The sequence below is a fragment of the Nocardia sp. XZ_19_231 genome, assembly GCF_015355705.1.
In the GTDB taxonomy this organism is placed as follows: Bacteria; Actinomycetota; Actinomycetes; order Mycobacteriales; family Mycobacteriaceae; genus Nocardia; species Nocardia salmonicida.
The window spans coordinates 497,270-513,618 of sequence record NZ_JACUZI010000002.1; the positions used below are offsets into that span (position 1 = coordinate 497,270).

Annotated in this window: 18 protein-coding genes; all 18 read left to right on the forward strand. The window is 66.8% G+C overall.

All coding sequences use genetic code 11. The features are described 5' to 3' along the window. Window positions 1–60 precede the first annotated feature (60 nt). The 18 genes from folE to IBJ82_RS09590 all read left to right on the forward strand — a co-directional run bounded on the left by folE (window position 61) and on the right by IBJ82_RS09590 (window position 16,343). Complete coding sequence (folE, locus tag IBJ82_RS09505; RefSeq protein WP_194826192.1) at window positions 61–675, forward strand: GTP cyclohydrolase I FolE; 615 nt, start codon at window positions 61–63, stop codon at window positions 673–675. After that, complete coding sequence (gene folP, locus IBJ82_RS09510) at window positions 672–1,556, forward strand: dihydropteroate synthase (RefSeq protein ID WP_194825575.1); 885 nt, start codon at window positions 672–674, stop codon at window positions 1,554–1,556. Before folE ends, folP begins: the two co-directional genes overlap by 4 nt. Next, entirely contained in the window at window positions 1,553–1,975 is a 423-nt protein-coding gene (gene folB, locus IBJ82_RS09515; RefSeq protein WP_194825576.1) for a dihydroneopterin aldolase, read from the forward strand. Before folP ends, folB begins: the two co-directional genes overlap by 4 nt. Further along, window positions 1,972–2,511: a 2-amino-4-hydroxy-6-hydroxymethyldihydropteridine diphosphokinase gene (gene folK / locus IBJ82_RS09520; RefSeq protein WP_194825577.1), complete on the forward strand. Its 540-nt coding sequence runs from the start codon at window positions 1,972–1,974 to the stop codon at window positions 2,509–2,511. Before folB ends, folK begins: the two co-directional genes overlap by 4 nt. Then, window positions 2,505–2,978: a DUF3180 domain-containing protein gene (locus tag IBJ82_RS09525; protein ID WP_194825578.1), complete on the forward strand. Its 474-nt coding sequence runs from the start codon at window positions 2,505–2,507 to the stop codon at window positions 2,976–2,978. The genes folK and IBJ82_RS09525 overlap by 7 nt, the downstream gene beginning before the upstream one ends. A gap of 68 nt (window positions 2,979–3,046) precedes the next feature. Beyond that, window positions 3,047–4,126, forward strand: a complete 1,080-nt coding sequence (locus IBJ82_RS09530) for a DUF6779 domain-containing protein (protein WP_194825579.1) — start codon at window positions 3,047–3,049, stop codon at window positions 4,124–4,126. Window positions 4,127–4,273: 147 nt separating this feature from the next. Next, window positions 4,274–5,227 carry a Rossmann-like and DUF2520 domain-containing protein gene (locus tag IBJ82_RS09535; RefSeq protein WP_194825580.1) on the forward strand — a complete coding sequence of 318 codons (954 nt, stop codon included), beginning with the start codon at window positions 4,274–4,276 and terminating at the stop codon, window positions 5,225–5,227. Beyond that, a complete protein-coding gene (gene panC / locus IBJ82_RS09540) occupies window positions 5,227–6,183 on the forward strand; it encodes a pantoate--beta-alanine ligase (RefSeq protein WP_194825581.1) in 957 nt (318 codons plus the stop codon). Before IBJ82_RS09535 ends, panC begins: the two co-directional genes overlap by 1 nt. 12 nt (window positions 6,184–6,195) lie before the next feature. Further along, window positions 6,196–6,615 carry an aspartate 1-decarboxylase gene (gene panD / locus IBJ82_RS09545; RefSeq protein WP_056819033.1) on the forward strand — a complete coding sequence of 140 codons (420 nt, stop codon included), beginning with the start codon at window positions 6,196–6,198 and terminating at the stop codon, window positions 6,613–6,615. Between the two features lie 22 nt (window positions 6,616–6,637). Further along, entirely contained in the window at window positions 6,638–7,420 is a 783-nt protein-coding gene (locus IBJ82_RS09550; RefSeq protein WP_194825582.1) for a type III pantothenate kinase, read from the forward strand. Window positions 7,421–7,548: 128 nt separating this feature from the next. After that, window positions 7,549–8,145: a cysteine dioxygenase family protein gene (locus tag IBJ82_RS09555; protein WP_228536821.1), complete on the forward strand. Its 597-nt coding sequence runs from the start codon at window positions 7,549–7,551 to the stop codon at window positions 8,143–8,145. Further along, the gene (locus tag IBJ82_RS09560; protein ID WP_194825583.1) at window positions 8,145–8,576 is read left to right on the forward strand and encodes a rhodanese-like domain-containing protein; all 432 of its coding nucleotides are present in this window, start codon (window positions 8,145–8,147) and stop codon (window positions 8,574–8,576) included. The genes IBJ82_RS09555 and IBJ82_RS09560 overlap by 1 nt, the downstream gene beginning before the upstream one ends. Window positions 8,577–8,863: 287 nt before the next feature. Beyond that, window positions 8,864–10,330 carry a lysine--tRNA ligase gene (lysS, locus tag IBJ82_RS09565; RefSeq protein ID WP_194826194.1) on the forward strand — a complete coding sequence of 489 codons (1,467 nt, stop codon included), beginning with the start codon at window positions 8,864–8,866 and terminating at the stop codon, window positions 10,328–10,330. Between the two features lie 115 nt (window positions 10,331–10,445). Continuing rightward, the gene (locus IBJ82_RS09570; RefSeq protein ID WP_194825584.1) at window positions 10,446–10,808 is read left to right on the forward strand and encodes an Lsr2 family protein; all 363 of its coding nucleotides are present in this window, start codon (window positions 10,446–10,448) and stop codon (window positions 10,806–10,808) included. Window positions 10,809–11,101: 293 nt separating this feature from the next. Beyond that, window positions 11,102–11,713: an FHA domain-containing protein gene (locus IBJ82_RS09575; RefSeq protein ID WP_082843641.1), complete on the forward strand. Its 612-nt coding sequence runs from the start codon at window positions 11,102–11,104 to the stop codon at window positions 11,711–11,713. A 124-nt stretch (window positions 11,714–11,837) separates the two neighbouring features. Further along, window positions 11,838–12,494, forward strand: coding sequence for a DUF1772 domain-containing protein (locus IBJ82_RS09580; protein WP_194825585.1), 657 nt, complete (start codon window positions 11,838–11,840; stop codon window positions 12,492–12,494). Window positions 12,495–12,571: 77 nt separating this feature from the next. After that, window positions 12,572–13,501 (forward strand): triacylglycerol lipase, encoded by a 930-nt coding sequence (locus IBJ82_RS09585; RefSeq protein ID WP_194825586.1) that lies wholly within the window; start codon window positions 12,572–12,574, stop codon window positions 13,499–13,501. A gap of 274 nt (window positions 13,502–13,775) precedes the next feature. Further along, window positions 13,776–16,343: an ATP-dependent Clp protease ATP-binding subunit gene (locus IBJ82_RS09590; RefSeq protein ID WP_194825587.1), complete on the forward strand. Its 2,568-nt coding sequence runs from the start codon at window positions 13,776–13,778 to the stop codon at window positions 16,341–16,343. Window positions 16,344–16,349 lie beyond the last annotated feature (6 nt).

A 16,349-nucleotide genomic window follows, 5' to 3' on the forward strand; every position in this document is an offset into this window, starting at 1 on the left:
TATCACGGAGGTGCGGAGAAGTTGTCGGCCAACAAGCAGGATCTCGATCCGGCAGGTGAGCTGGGTGCTACGAGTCCGTCGGTGCTGACGGCGCTGGCGACCGGTTTGCCATTCGATCAGCAGCGCGCTGAGAACGCGGTGCGTGAGCTGCTGATCGCAGTGGGTGAGGATCCGGACCGCCCAGGTCTGCTCGATACGCCTGCCCGGGTGGCCCGCGCCTACCGGGAGATGTTCGCCGGGCTCTACACCGAGCCCGACGCGGTACTGGCGACCACGTTCGACGAGGGCCACCAGGAACTCGTGCTGGTCCGCGACATCCCGATGTACTCCACCTGCGAGCATCACCTGGTCTCGTTCCACGGCGTCGCGCACGTGGGCTACATCCCCGGCTCACACGGCCGGGTGACGGGGCTGTCGAAGCTGGCCCGCGTCGTCGACCTCTACGCCAAGCGCCCGCAGGTCCAGGAGCGGCTGACCAGCCAGATCGCCGACGCGGTGATGCGCAGGCTGGATCCGCGCGGCGCGATCGTGGTGATCGAGGCCGAGCACCTGTGCATGGCCATGAGGGGGATCCGCAAGCCGGGCGCCAGCACCACCACCTCGGCGGTGCGCGGCCAGCTGCAGACCGATGCCGCCTCGCGATCCGAGGCGCTGGACCTGATCCTACGCAAATGAGCGAGCCACTGGTGACCGCCCGTGACCACCGTTCGTGTGTGGTCATGGGTGTGGTCAACGTGACCGCTGATTCCTTCTCCGACGGCGGTCGCTACCTCGATCCCGAACTCGCGATCGCGCACGGTGTCGAGTTGTACGAGGCAGGCGCCGACATCGTCGATGTGGGTGGTGAATCCACCAGGCCGGGCGCCGACCGGGTCGATCCCGCCGCCGAGGTCGCTCGCGTCACCCCGGTGATCCGCGGGCTGGTCGCCGCGGGCGTGCCGACCAGCGTCGACACCATGCGGGCCGAGGTCGCGGAGGCGGCGGTCGAGGCAGGCGTCTCGGTGGTCAACGACGTCTCCGGCGGCCGCGCCGACCCGAACATGGTGAAGGTCGTCGCCGAAGCCGGTGTGCCGTGGATTCTCATGCACTGGCGGGCAGGGGCCGACTACCGGCACACCGGCCCCGCCGACCACTACGACGACGTGGTCGCCGAGGTCCGCGCCGAACTCGACGCCCAGGTCGAACTGGCTGTCGCCGCCGGGGTGACCCCGGACCGGCTGATCCTCGACCCCGGCCTCGGTTTCGCCAAGAATGCCGAACACAACTGGGAACTCCTGGCCGCCCTGCCGGAACTGGCGGCAGGCGGCTTCCCGATCCTGATCGGCGCTTCCCGCAAACGCTTCCTCGGCGCCCTGCTCGCCGACGATTCCGGCCCCCGGCCCCCTGACGGCCGGGAAACCGCCACCGCGACGTTGTCCGCCCTGGCCGCCACCCACGGCGCCTGGGGTGTGCGCGTCCACGACGTCCGTGCCTCCCTGGACGCCATCGCCGTCGTCGATGCCTGGCGTCGAGCCACCGAAGCCCGTGCCACCGCCGCCCGAGGAGTCAAGCGATGAACCTGCCCCTGCTGCCGCCGCCCGCTGGCAGGTCCGCGTCGTCGCGGATCGAGCTGCTCGGGCTGACCGCGTTCGGCAGGCACGGTGTGTTCGATTTCGAGCGTCGTGACGGCCAGGAGTTCGTCGTCGATCTGACGGTATGGGTCGATTTCGCCGCGGCCGCCGCGTCCGACGACCTCCGCGACACGGTCGACTACGGCGCGCTCGCCGAGCGCGCCGTACGCATCGTGACCGGTCCGCCGCGCAATCTGATCGAGACCGTGGTCTCCGAGATCGCCGACGACGTGATGGCCGACCCGCGGATCGAGGCGGTGGAGGTGGTCGTGCACAAGCCGTCGGCGCCGATCCCGCACACGTTCGCCGACGTGCGCGTGGTGGCCACCCGGTATCGCACGGTGGTGCCGGGGTCGCGGCGATGACTCGCGCGGTGCTCTCGATCGGCTCGAATCTGGGCGATCGGCTCGCGCATCTGCGCAGCGTGCTCCACGCGCTGGGGGAGCGGGTCGTGGCGGTCTCGCCGGTGTACAGCACCGCGCCGTGGGGCGGCGTCGACCAAGACGATTACCTCAATGCTGTTGTCGTAGCGCAAGATCCCGCCTTCGATGACTACGCCTGGCTGCGGTTCGGTCAGCAGCTCGAGCAGTCGGCGGGTCGTGTGCGCGAGATCCGCTGGGGCGCGCGCACCCTCGACGTCGACGTGGTCCAGTGCACCGACGACACCGGCACCGCGATCGCCCGCGCCACCGACCCCGCGCTGATCCTCCCGCACCCGCAGGCCCACAACCGGGCCTTCGTGCTGATCCCGTGGCTGGCCGTCGAACCGTCCGCGCACCTGCTCGTCGACGGCGTCGCCCGTCCGATCGCGGAGTTGCTCGCCGGACTCGACCGGTCCGAGAAGGACGGCGTGGTCGTCACCGATCTGGTGCTGCGCGACGAAAGCGCCCGCCCGTGCTGAAACCCACCCGGGTACTCGACCTCGCCCTGAACGTGGTGGTGGCCGCCGCGGTCGCCTGGGTCGCCACCCGGTTCGCCTATTCCAGCTTCCCGTCGATCTCGGTGGCCGCCGGCGCCTCGCTGCTGCCGGTCGCCGCGATCGAGGCATCGCTCGGCTTCGCGATCAAGGCCAAGATCGCCGATGAGCAGATCGGCGACGGCTCGGGCCAGATGCACCCGATCAACGTCGCCAGGGGCGTGGCATTGGCCAAGGCGTCCTTGCAGGTGGGTTCGCTGGCCGCCGGTGTGTGGCTGGGTTTTTTGCTGTGGGTTTTCCCACAGCGCGGCACCGTGACCGCCGCCGAGGCCGATTCGCCGGGCGCGGTAGTCGGGCTGCTGGCCGGTTCGACCCTGGTTGCTGCGGCTTTGTGGCTGGAGTATTGCTGCCGGGCACCCGAGGACCCGCACGACGACCCCGCTACTACATAGCAACTTGCGAATGGAATCACCGCCACCTTTGGTGGGCCGACCAGCCGATTCCGGCTACCCTGGCCCTCATGGTTTCACCCTCCCGCAGCACGGCGCCCCGACGACGGCGGGACGACGCGGGAAAATTTTTCGTCGGTTTCCTCATCCTGCTCGGTCTGACGGCCAGTGTTTTCCTGATCTTCAGCGAAAACGTCCAGTACGTCAGGATCGGCCTGGTAGCAGCCCTGTGGGCAGCGGTGATCGGCGCGCTCGCGGCCACCCGCTACCGCAAGGACGCGGCCGTCGACAAGGCGAAGGTGCGCGATCTGCAGACGGTGTACGAGTTGCAGCTCGAGCGCGAGATCAACGCGCGCCGTGAGTACGAGATGGGTGTCGAGGCGAGGGTGCGTGCCGAAGTCGGCGCCGACTCCTCCGAAATCGCCGCGCTGCGCGCCGAGCTGACCCTGCTGCGCCAGAATCTGCAGGTTCTCTTCGACGGCGCGCTGCCCGATGAGCAACCTGCGCTGCAGGCCGACGCGGTGCGGATCGACGCGTTGCCCGCCGGTGGCTTCAATGCCTTCGACGAACCCGACACCGATTTCGACGTTAGCCCCGAGGATGCCACCGCCGCCTGGTTCGGCCCGTGGCAGCAACCGCCCAGCGCACTGAAACCCGTCTTCATGCAACCGGTTTCGGCCAATTTCGCCGACCCCTACGACGACCCGGTCACCGCGGAAACCTCCGCCGTCCAGCTGGACGAGTACGCCGAGACCCAGCAGGCGGCCGCCGAGCCGCAGCCCGCCGAGCCGCAGCCCGCCGCGCCGACCACGTCATCGGGGAAGACGCCCCCGCCTCGGCTGTCCTCGCCGAACACCCGCAAGGTGGCCGACACCGTCCTCCCGCCCGAGCCCGCCACCAACGGCAACTCGTCGACCCCGGCTCCCGCCGAGCCCGCCGCCGAGCCTGCCCCGGCACCGGTCGCCACGGCCGAACCCGCCCCGGCAGCCACACCCGACCAGGAACCGGCCCAGCCCCCGGCTGCCCGCCCCGACAAGGCCCCAGCGGTCGGCACGAGCTCCCGTCGACGCCGCCGCGCCGAAACCGAAGGCACCGCCCGACTATCGGTGGCCGACATCATGGCCAACCTGGAATCGGAATCCACCCGCTGACGCACCAGACCGCCTAGATCTGGCCTGAAGACGCGGGGAGGCGTAGATCACGGCGGGGGGTGATGGCGCCCCGCCCACAAACCCCTCTATCCTCGACTCGTACGTCTGGTACCCGCACCGCGGGACTGGAACGCAATCGAGAGGACAATGTTGACCTCGAGAAGTGTCAACCCTGACGGCGCGACCACGAGTGTTGACCCAGCGCCCGCACGACTGACGGTAGGAATCGTCTCGGCGGGACGAGTGGGTTCCGCACTCGGCGTAGCGCTCGAGCGAGCCGGCCACGTGGTCTTCGGTGTCGCCGCGATCTCCGACGCCTCGGTGCATCGCGCCCGTACCCGGCTGCCAGAGGCCCAGGTGCTGCCGATCGAACAGATCGCCCAGCGCAGTGAACTGCTCCTGCTCGCCGTTCCCGATGCCGAACTGGCCGGGCTGGTGCGCGGGCTCGCCGGTGCGAACGTCGTGCGCCCCGGCACCATCGTCGTGCACACCTCCGGCGCGAACGGCGTCGCGATCCTCGAGCCGCTGACGAAACAGGGCGCGCTCGGCCTCGCGATCCATCCCGCGATGACCTTCACCGGCCACGACGAGGACATCGCCCGCCTCGCCAACGCCTGCTTCGGCGTCACCGCCGCCGACGAGGTCGGTTACGCCATCGCGCAGGCGCTGGTGATCGAGATGGGCGGCGAACCGGTTCGCGTCGAGGAGAACCAGCGTTCGCTCTATCACGCCGCTCTCGCGCACGGCAGCAATCACCTGGTCACGGTCATCGTCGACGCTGTAGCGGCGCTGCGCGAAGCCCTGTCCGGCCCCGGTCTGCTCGGCCAGCCGCTGGTCGACGATCAGCCCGGCGGCCTCCCCGAACGGCTGCTGGCCCCCCTCGCCTCGGCCGCGCTCGAAAACGCGCTGCGCCGCGGCCAGGCCGCGCTGACCGGCCCGGTCGCCCGCGGTGATGTCGACGCCGTCGCCGCCCACCTCGCCGCGCTCGAGCAGGTCGACGACCGCCTGGCCGAGGCCTACCGCGCCAACTCGTTGCGCACCGCCGAACTCGCAAGAACCGATCCGGCACTGCTGGAGCTCCTCGCCAAGGAAGGCCACTGATGGAACCCCGAGAAGTGCACCACCACCAGGGCGGCCCGCGTGCCACCGGCGCCTTCAAGGCAGGTGTTCTGACCGTGCACCACAACCCCGAGGTGCTCGACACCGTCGCCAAGGCACTGCGCGGCGCCGGGCGCACGGTCGGCTTCGTGCCGACCATGGGTGCGCTGCACGAGGGTCACCTCGCGCTCATCCGCCAGGCCAAACTCGCCAACCAGGTCGTGATCGTCTCGGTCTTCGTCAACCCGCTGCAGTTCGGCGCCAACGAAGACCTCGACGCCTACCCGCGCACCCTCGACGCCGACCTCGAACTGCTCCGCACCGAGGGCGTCGACCTGGTCTTCGCGCCGACCGTCTCCGATATGTACCCGGACGGCATGCGCACCACCGTCCAGCCCGGCCCGCTCGGCGCCGAGCTCGAAGGCGGCAGCAGGCCGACGCATTTCGCGGGCATGCTCACCGTTGTCGCGAAGCTGCTCAACATCACCCACGCCTCCGAGGCGTATTTCGGTGAGAAGGACTATCAGCAACTCACGCTGATCCGGCAGATGGTGCGCGACCTGAACATGGACGCCAGGATCGTCGCCTATCCGACGGTCCGTGAGCCCGACGGCCTCGCCCTTTCCTCGCGCAACCGCTTCCTCGACGCCACCCAGCGCGAATCGGCGCTGGCGCTGTCGGCCGCACTCGCCGCGGGCCGTCATGCCGCCGGTCTCGGCGCGGAGGCGGTCGTCCAGACCGCCCGCTCGGTTCTCGACGCGGTCGACGGCCTCGACGTCGACTACCTCGAACTGCGCGATGCCAACCTGGGCCCGACCCCCACCACGGGCAATGCTCGCCTGCTGGTCGCGGCCAGAATCGGCGACACCCGCCTGATCGACAACGCTGCTGTAGTACTGGGTGCCCAAATCGATGGACACCCCGACGCGAACTCCCTGCCTGCCTCGCAGGCGCACTGAAAGGCGACGACGATGTTGCGCACCATGATGAAGTCGAAGATCCACCGTGCCACCGTGACCCATGCCGACCTGCACTACGTCGGCTCGGTGACCGTCGACCAGGACCTGCTCGACGCCGCCGATCTGCTCGAGGGTGAGCAGGTCTGCATCGTCGACATCGACAACGGCGCCCGCCTCGAGACCTACGTGATCGCCGGCGAGCGCGGTTCGGGCGTGATCGGCATCAACGGTGCCGCCGCCCACCTGGTGCACCCCGGTGACCTGGTCATCCTCATCGCCTACGGCCAGATGGACGAGGCCGAGGTCCGCGACTACGACCCGAAGGTGGTCTTCGTCGACGACCACAACCGCCCGGTGGAGCTGGGTAGCGACCCCGCGCACGCACCGGAGGGTTCCGGCCTCACCTCACCGCGTTCTCTGTCGTTCGTCTGAGCCGGGCGGGGGACCCAGGACCATGCTGCTGACGATCGACGTCCGCAACACCGGTATCGAACTCGGTCTGTTCTCCGGCAGTGGTGAACACGCGAACCTGGTGCGGCACTGGCGGATTCACACGAATCCGCTGATCACCGCGGACGAGTTCGCGATGCAGGTGCGCGGCCTGGTCGGCGAGGATCTCGACCGGATCGTCGGCGTCTCCGCGCTGTCGACCGTGCCGCCGGTGCTGCGCGAACTGCGCGCGATGCTCGCGCGCTACTGGTCGCATGTGCCGCACGTGCTGGTGGAACCCGGTGTGCGAACAGGCATTCCACTGTTGGTCGACAATCCGAAGGAAGTCGGCGCCGACCGCATCGTCAACTGCCTCGCTGCCTTCCGTAGCTTCGGCGGGCCCGCGATCGTCGTCGATTTCGGCACCGCGATCTGCGTCGATCTGGTGTCGGCCAAGGGCGAATTCCTCGGCGGGGTGATCGCGCCCGGTGTGGAGATCTCCGCCGAGGCGCTGGTGGAACGCAGTGCGATGCGCCGCGTCGAGCTGGCGCGGCCGCGTTCGGTGGTGGGCAAGAACAGCATGGAGTGCATTCAGTCCGGCGCGATTTTCGGCTTCGCCGGTCTGGTCGACGGTCTGGTCGACCGCATCCGCGACGAATTCGACGCGTTCGCGGGCGCCGATGTCACCGTTGTCGCCACGGGGGCGGGCGCACCGCTGATCGTGCCGGAGTCCGAGACCATCGACCAGCACGTCCCGCATCTCACGCTGACGGGACTGCGTCACGTCTACGAGCGCAACAAAAAGTAGTGTCTGCTAAGCTATCGCTCGTGATCTTCCGTGTGAGCACCCAGGAGTGTTGTCGAGGCTAATCTGCCTCGACCGTTCGAGGCTGACGTTTTCCCTCGACCGATTTCTCACCTTCTGGAGATGCGCTCATGCGTTCCTCTGTTCTTTCCCTTTCGTCCGCACGCGACGAATACTCCGCGACGCCCCCGATCGACCGGGCGATCGCCTCGGCCTTGCCGACTCGGTTGCGTCCCGCTGACCTGCTGCGACTCACCGACGAAGGCGCCGAAGACGTTCTCTCCGGCCGCTACGACCACCTGCTGCCCGCCGATGGCATCTGGCCGACCGAAGAGCGTTGGGCGACCCGTCTTTCCCACGACGACGAGGTCGATGTCTGGCTGATCAGCTGGACGCCGGGAAAATTCACCGATTTGCACGACCATGCCGGCTCGATCGGCGCGCTGACCGTGCTGAGCGGCGCCCTCTCGGAATACCGCTGGAATGGGACGGAGTTACGCAGGCGCACGCTGGCCGCGGGTGATCAGGCGTCGTTCCCGATCGGTTGGGTGCACGACGTGGTGCGCGCGCCCGCCGCCGCGGAATCCGTCGGTCCGATGGATCCCACCTTGAGCGTGCACGCGTATTCCCCGCCGTTGTCGGCGATGTCGTATTACGAAGTGACCGGCCATGGAACGTTGCGCCGAACCAAAACCGTCCTCACCGACCAGCCCGAAGGTGATCTGTGATGAGCCGTTTGACGATTGATCAGATGCTCGAGAATGCTCGCGAGCGACTGCACCGGGTGTATGTGTACGACGTGGCCGCCGCGCTGGAGCGTGGCGCGATTCTGGTCGACATCCGGCCCGCCGCACAGCGCGTGCGCGAAGGCTCGCTGCCCGGCGCCCTGGTGATCGAGCGCAATGTGCTGGAATGGCGACTGGATCCGACCTCGTCGGCACGGTTGTCCCTCGCCGTTGATCATGATGTGGAATGGATTATCTTCTGCTCGGAGGGCTACACGTCGAGTTTGGCCGCGGCCGCCCTGCAGGAGTTGGGCTTGCACCGGGCCAGCGACGTGATCGGCGGCTACCAGGCGCTGAAGTCGGCGGGGTTGTTGACGGTCGGCGTCGGCGTCCCGCATTTCGCCCGTGAGGTAGACGCACTGGCTTCTCTGTAAGTGCTCCCCCGCCTCTCCGCGAATTCAGCGTGCCGTTCGCGAATTCTCGGGGTTCGCCCTCGGCCTCACGCCGTGCGCGCGACGACTCCGAGGTGGTTGGGGAGTTACCCATGTCCTCGCGAAATCAGTGAGGCACTTCACAATTCATGGACCGGCGAGGCAGTGAGGCGGGGGAGCGGTATAAGCCTTTTCGGCGACCGCTAATGTTGTCGGATGTGAGCACTCCTAACCCCGCCGCACCCGGCCGCGCCGCCACTTCCGCCGTGGACATCGATGTTCCCGAGCAGATGCGGATTCGTCGGGACAAGCGTGAACGGCTGCTCACCGAGGGCGGTGAGGCCTATCCGGTGGTGGTGCCGCGCACCCACACGCTGGCCGAAATCCGTGCCGCCTACCCGGATCTGGAAGCCGACACCAAGACCGGTCTGCAGGCCGGTGTCGCGGGCCGCGTCATTTTCGTTCGTAATACCGGCAAGCTGTGCTTCGCCACGCTGCAGGAGGGCGACGGCACCAAGCTGCAGGCGATGATCAGCCTCAACGGTGTCGGAGCCGACGCGCTGGCGGCCTGGAAGGCCGATGTCGACCTCGGTGACTTCGTGTTCGTGCACGGCGAGGTCATATCCTCGCGCACCGGGGAACTGAGCGTGATGGCCGATTCCTGGTCGATGGCGGCCAAGTCGCTTCGCCCGCTGCCGGTGGCGCACAAGGAGATGAACGAGGAGTCGCGCGTTCGTCAGCGCTACGTCGACCTGATCGTGCGTCCCGAGGCCAGGGAAATGGCCCGCACCCGCGTGAACGTGGTCCGTGCGCTGCGCAACGCGCTCGAGCGGCGCGGCTTCCTCGAGGTCGAGACCCCGATGCTGCAGACCATCCACGGTGGCGCCGCCGCGCGCCCCTTCGTCACCCATTCCAATGCGCTGGACATGGATCTTTTCTTGCGTATCGCGCCGGAGCTGTTCCTCAAGCGCTGCGTGGTCGGCGGCCTGGAGAAGGTCTTCGAGATCAACCGGAACTTCCGCAACGAAGGCGCCGACTCCACCCATTCACCCGAGTTCGCGATGCTGGAAACCTACGAGGCATACGGCACCTATGACGACTCGGCGACGATGACCCGGGAATTGATCCAGGAAGTCGCGCGAGAGGCATTCGGCACCCTCCTTGTGACACTTGCCGACGGCACTGAATATGATCTCGGTGGCGAGTGGACGACCGTCGAGATGTATCCCTCGCTGTCGGAGTCGATCGGTGTCGAGGTCACTCCGGAAACCACTGTCGAGGAATTGCTCGCACTCGCCGATCGGGTAGGTCTGGAAATTCCTTCCGACAAGGGCTACGGTCACGGGAAACTGGTCGAAGAACTTTGGGAACACGCGTATGGCGACAAGCTCTACGCGCCGACTTTCGTTCGCGACTTCCCGGTCGAGACTTCACCGCTCACCCGTCAGCATCGCAGCAAGTCCGGTGTCACCGAGAAGTGGGACCTCTATGTTCGCGGCTTCGAGTTGGCAACGGGCTATTCGGAACTGGTAGACCCGGTGATCCAGCGGGAACGCTTCGTCGACCAGGCGAGGTTGGCCGCGGCAGGCGATGACGAGGCCATGGTGCTCGATGAAGACTTCCTCGCCGCGATGGAACACGGCATGCCGCCGACCACCGGAACCGGTATGGGAATCGATCGCTTGTTGATGGCACTCACGGGTGCGGGAATCCGGGAAACGATCCTGTTCCCGATTGTCCGCCCCACTAGTCGCTGACCAGTGAATTCTCGGGGTGAAGACCCCGTGTTGGAAATTTCGCATTTCGGGGTATTCTTGCCTCGGGTATTCGGCCTGGAGGCAGGCTTGACGATTTCGAGAGGACGTTCATCTCATGGCAAAGAAGGTCACCGTTAGCCTGATCGACGATGTCGACGGTGAGTCCATCGCGGACGAGACCATCGAGTTCGCTATCGATGGGGTGTCGTACGAGATCGATCTGTCGGACGCAAATGCGGCGCGCCTGCGTGAAGGCCTGGACGAGTGGGTTGCCAACGCCCGCCGTGTGAGTGGCCGTCGCCGGGTGAAGGTTTCCGGTTCACCCGCGCCGCAGGGCAAGAGCCGCGTTTCCATGGACCGTGAACAGAGCGCCGCAATTCGCGAATGGGCTCGGGGTAAGGGCCACAAGGTCTCGGCTCGCGGTCGTATCTCGGCGGAAATCACTGACGCGTACAACAAAGAGGTCGGCAAGCGCTGAGTTATTTGCGGCGCGGGCGCCGCGTGGTTCGCGGTCCCGCCGGTCCCGCTGTTGAGGTGCCGTTGCTTGCTCCTTCGTCGCGTACGCAACGGCACCTCAACAGCGGGACGGCCGCGAACGGCAGGCTGCGCCTGCCTGCCCCTCCTCGGGGTCGGGGCGTGCGGGGTCGGGTTTTGTGGGATCGGCCGATTTCTGGTCGGGTTTTCGAGTCCGGGTCGTGTGGGGTCGGTGCGGTAGGGAAGTAGACTGTTGGCCGTGCACAAGGTGTTTCGAGTATCCAGCGGTGTCGCGCAGTGAGTTCCTTCCTGCGGTATACCGACGACACCGGTAAGCAGCATGAACTGGCCCTGGAGGCCGGGCAGCAGCGTGTGACCATCGGGCGCAATGTGCAGGCCGACCTCGTGCTCGCGTGGGACGTCGAAGTGTCCCGTCTGCACGCGGCCGTCGAACATCTCGGTGCGCACTGGACCATCATCGATGACGGACTTTCGCGTAACGGCACCTTCGTCAACGGTGAGCGGCTGGTCGGTCGACGCCGACTGAGTCCTGGCGACCGTATTCGGGTCGGGACCACGCTCGTGCATTTCTTCGATTTCGGCGGTGTGGTGGACGACGCCACGCATACCGCGTCCGGGTCCATCCCCACGATGCGCTCACTGACCGAGACCCAGCGCGCGGTGCTGGTCGCGCTGTGCCGCCCGTATAAACACGGCACCGGATTCGCGACGCCCGCGTCGAATCAGCAGATCGCCGAGGAATTGTTCCTCTCCATCGACGCGATCAAAACCCACCTGCGCGCCTTGTTCGCGAAGTTCGGGGTGGAAAATCTCCCGCAGAACCAGAAGCGCACCCGACTGGCCGCGCTGGCCATGCAGAGCGGACTGATCTCCGACCACGATTTGTGACCGCGACGCTCGCGTAGGTCGGTGAGCGTCTGAACTATGTCGCGGACGCCCGCTGGGCGGTTGACTTACTCGTATCACCGGAGCACGGGATCGAAGCTCCGGACCACGAGTCAGGAGACATCGCATGTTCGCAGTTCGGATGGCCACCATGGTGCTGGCCTTGCTCAGCACCGGACTCATCGCCGGGGTGTTCTACGCGTACGCGATCTCGGTGATGCCCGCGCTGGCTCGCACCGACGACCGCACGCTGATCGACGTCATGCAGAAGATCAACGTCGTGATCATCAACCCTTGGTTCATGTTCGGCTTCATGGGCACGGTCGGATTCACCGCGCTCGCGGCGGCTCTGCACCTCGGTAAGGACCAGCGCTCGACGCTGATCTGGATCGGAATCGCGTTGGCGCTCAACGTGATCGCGTTCGCCGTCACCGCGGGCCTGAACGTACCGCTCAACGACGCGCTCGCCGCGGCGGGTGATCCCGCCGCGATTGCCGACACCGCCGCCGTGCGTGCGGATTTCGAGGCGACCTGGGTTCGCTGGAACATCGTGCGCGCGGTGGTGCACACCGCCGCGTTCCTGGTGCTGTGCGGTGCGCTGTTCGCCGCCGGTGTGCAGCAGGGCAAGTCGAGTTCGGCCGCTGATGTGAATGCCGGACAGTCCTTCGCGCAGGGGCAGAGCTTCACCCAGGTCGGCGGTCCTGTCGCCGGACAGCAGTTCGCGCAGCAGGCAGGCAGTCCGATCGCCGGTGCGCCGTACGCCTCGCAGCAACAGCGTCGATGATTTCCGGCCGGTAGCGCCACGCGATCACTAGAACGTGTTCCATGATAAGTGGAACACGTTCTAGTGAGGAGTCGTTCATGCGACGTAGTTCGCTCGCGGTGCTGGCCGCGGCCCTGTTCGCCTGTCTGCCCGCCACCGCATCGGCCCAGCCACTCCCGGTCGACTACAACTTCTTCGCCGGCATCCCCCCGGAGCTCACCCACCCGGGCGGCTCACTTCCCGGCTCGAACGACCCGAGCTGCGTCCCCTCGGCCGAACATCCGGACCCGGTGGTCCTGCTGCACGGCACCGGGGGCGGAGCACAGACGAACTGGGGCGTATACGCCCCGCTGCTGGCCAACGAGGGTTATTGCGTCTTCTCCCTCACCTACGGCGCCTACGCCCTGCCATGGCCCGTCTCGGCGATCGGCGGCATGCGTCCCATCGAGCAGAGCGCCGCCGAGGTCGCGGCCTTCGTCGACGGTGTGCTGGCCCGTACCGGCGCCGAGCGGGTCGACTTGATCGCCCATTCGCAGGGCAATATCGTCGGGAACTACTACGTCAAGCGGCTCGGTGGCGGGGACAAGGTCGGCAAGCTCGTCGGGATCGCGCCGCCCTGGCTCGGCACCAACGCGTTCGGGGCGGGCGATATCGCCCACTTCAGCCGGGCGCTCGGCGCCGGACCTGCCTTCGACGCGGTCAGTTCGTCGCTGTGTCAGGCCTGCGGACAGATGTTCACCGGCTCGCCGTTCATGACCGCGCTGAACGCCGACGGCGTGTACGACCCGAGGGTCACTTACACCAATGTCGTCTCCGCCATCGACGAGTTGGTCGTCCCGCACACATCGGGCCTGGTCCCCGGTCCGAACGCCACCTCGGTCGTCGTGCAGGACGGTTGTGCGCAGGACTACTCCGAACACCTGGCCATCGCAGGCAGCCCCCGCGCGGCCGGTCATGTCCTCAACGCCCTCGATCCGGCCAGACGAGCCCCGGTGCCGTGCGAATTCGTCCCACCCTTCACCGGATAACACCCCGACGGCGATTTCGCTGTAGGCAAAACTGAACAGGAAACGAATGCTGCGACGTGCGCGTTGTCAGTAGGTGACCATGTTGTCGCCGGTCTTCAATAGGGTGGACCGGCGGCGGCGGAATCCCCTGCCAACTAGAGTGGATGGCGGGGGCCGCAACCCCCGGGCTTCATGGCAGGCTGACGGCGAAAGTTGTCGGTCCGACGCCCTAGGTTGTATCGAGCATACTGCGGCGTCTGTTGCCAGAATGTCGGAGCAGGAGAGTGAGGGAGCGATGTTCGAGAGGTTCACCGACCGCGCGAGGCGTGTCGTTGTCCTGGCCCAAGAAGAGGCCCGGATGCTCAACCACAACTACATCGGCACCGAGCACATCCTGCTTGGGTTGATCCACGAGGGCGAGGGCGTGGCGGCGAAGTCGCTGGAGTCCCTTGGTATCTCGCTGGAGGGTGTGCGTAGCCAGGTCGAGGAGATCATCGGGCAGGGCCAGCAGGCGCCGTCCGGTCACATCCCCTTCACCCCGCGTGCCAAAAAGGTGCTGGAGCTGAGCCTGCGCGAGGCGCTGCAGCTCGGCCACAACTACATCGGTACCGAGCACATCCTGCTCGGCCTCATCCGCGAGGGCGAGGGCGTCGCAGCCCAGGTGCTGGTCAAGCTGGGTGCCGACCTCAACCGTGTCCGTCAGCAGGTCATCCAGCTGCTGTCCGGGTACCAGGGCAAGGAGCCCGTCGAGGGCGCCGGTCCGCGCGGCGAGGCGGGCACTCCGTCCACGTCGCTGGTGCTCGACCAGTTCGGCCGCAACCTCACTCAGGCCGCGCTCGAAGGCAAGCTCGACCCGGTCATCGGCCGCTCGAAGGAAATCGAGCGCGTCATGCAGGTGCTGAGCCGCCGCACCAAGAACAACCCGGTGCTGATCGGCGAGCCCGGTGTCGGTAAGACCGCTGTCGTCGAGGGCCTGGCGCAGGCCATCGTCAACGGCGAGGTCCCCGAGACGCTCAAGGACAAGCAGCTCTACACCCTCGACCTGGGCTCCCTGGTCGCGGGTAGCCGCTACCGCGGTGACTTCGAAGAGCGCCTCAAGAAGGTGCTCAAGGAGATCAACACCCGTGGCGACATCATCCTGTTCATCGACGAGCTGCACACGCTCGTCGGCGCGGGTGCTGCCGAAGGCGCCATCGACGCGGCCTCGATCCTGAAGCCGAAGCTGGCCCGTGGCGAGCTGCAGACCATCGGCGCCACCACTCTCGACGAGTACCGCAAGTACATCGAGAAGGACGCCGCGCTGGAACGCCGTTTCCAGCCGGTCCAGGTGGGCGAGCCGACCGTCGAGCACACCATCAACATCCTCAAGGGTCTGCGCGACCGGTACGAGGCGCACCACCGGGTCTCCATCACCGATGGCGCTCTCGTCGCCGCCGCCACCCTGGCCGACCGCTACATCAACGACCGGTTCCTGCCGGACAAGGCGATCGACCTGATCGACGAAGCGGGCGCGCGCATGCGCATCCGCCGGATGACCGCTCCGCCGGACCTGCGCGACTTCGACGACAAGATCGCCGATGCTCGTCGGGAGAAGGAAAGCGCTATCGACGCGCAGGACTTCGAGAAGGCCGCGCGTCTGCGCGACAAGGAGAAGCAGCTCGTCGCCAAGCGTGCCGAGCGCGAAAAGCAGTGGCGTTCCGGTGACCTGGACGTCGTGGCCGAGGTCGACGACGAGCAGATCGCGGAGGTGCTCGCCAACTGGACCGGCATCCCCGTCTTCAAGCTCACCGAGGAGGAGACCACCCGTCTGCTCCGCATGGAAGACGAGCTGCACAAGCGGATCATCGGCCAGGAGGATGCCGTCAAGGCCGTCTCCAAGGCGATCCGCCGCACTCGCGCCGGTCTGAAGGACCCCAAGCGTCCGTCGGGCTCGTTCATCTTCGCCGGCCCCTCGGGTGTCGGTAAGACCGAGCTCGCCAAGTCGCTGGCGAACTTCCTGTTCGGTGACGACGACGCGCTCATCCAGATCGACATGGGCGAGTTCCACGACCGCTTCACCGCTTCTCGTCTGTTCGGTGCCCCTCCCGGGTACGTGGGCTACGAGGAGGGCGGCCAGCTCACCGAAAAGGTGCGCCGCAAGCCGTTCTCGGTGGTGCTGTTCGACGAGATCGAGAAGGCGCACCAGGAGATCTACAACACCCTCCTGCAGGTGCTCGAGGACGGCCGTCTCACCGACGGTCAGGGTCGTACGGTCGACTTCAAGAACACCGTGCTGATCTTCACCTCGAACCTGGGCACCTCCGACATCTCGAAGGCTGTCGGCCTCGGCTTCACCCAGTCCAGTGCCGAGGGCTCGAACTACGAGCGGATGAAGCTCAAGGTCAACGACGAGCTGAAGAAGCACTTCCGGCCCGAGTTCCTCAACCGCATCGACGACGTGATCGTCTTCCACCAGCTCACGAGCGAACAGATCGTGATGATGGTGGACCTGATGATCGCTCGCGTCGGCAAGCAGCTGAAGAACAAGGACATGGCGATGGAGCTGACCGATCAGGCCAAGAGCCTGCTCGCGAAGCGTGGTTTCGACCCGGTCCTCGGCGCTCGTCCGCTGCGTCGCACGATTCAGCGCGAGATCGAAGACCAGCTGTCGGAGAAGATCCTCTTCGGCGAGATCGGCGCGGGCCAGACCATCATGGTCGACGTCGAAGGCTGGAACGGCGAGGGTCTCGGCGAGGACGCCAAGTTCACCTTCACCGGCAAGACGAAGCTGACCAAGGCTTCCGCAGGCGACGACAAGCCAGAGGTTGTCCTCACCGGCGCCGCCGAGGGCACTGCGCCCGAGGCCGCCGCCTCCGGCGAGTAACCAGCT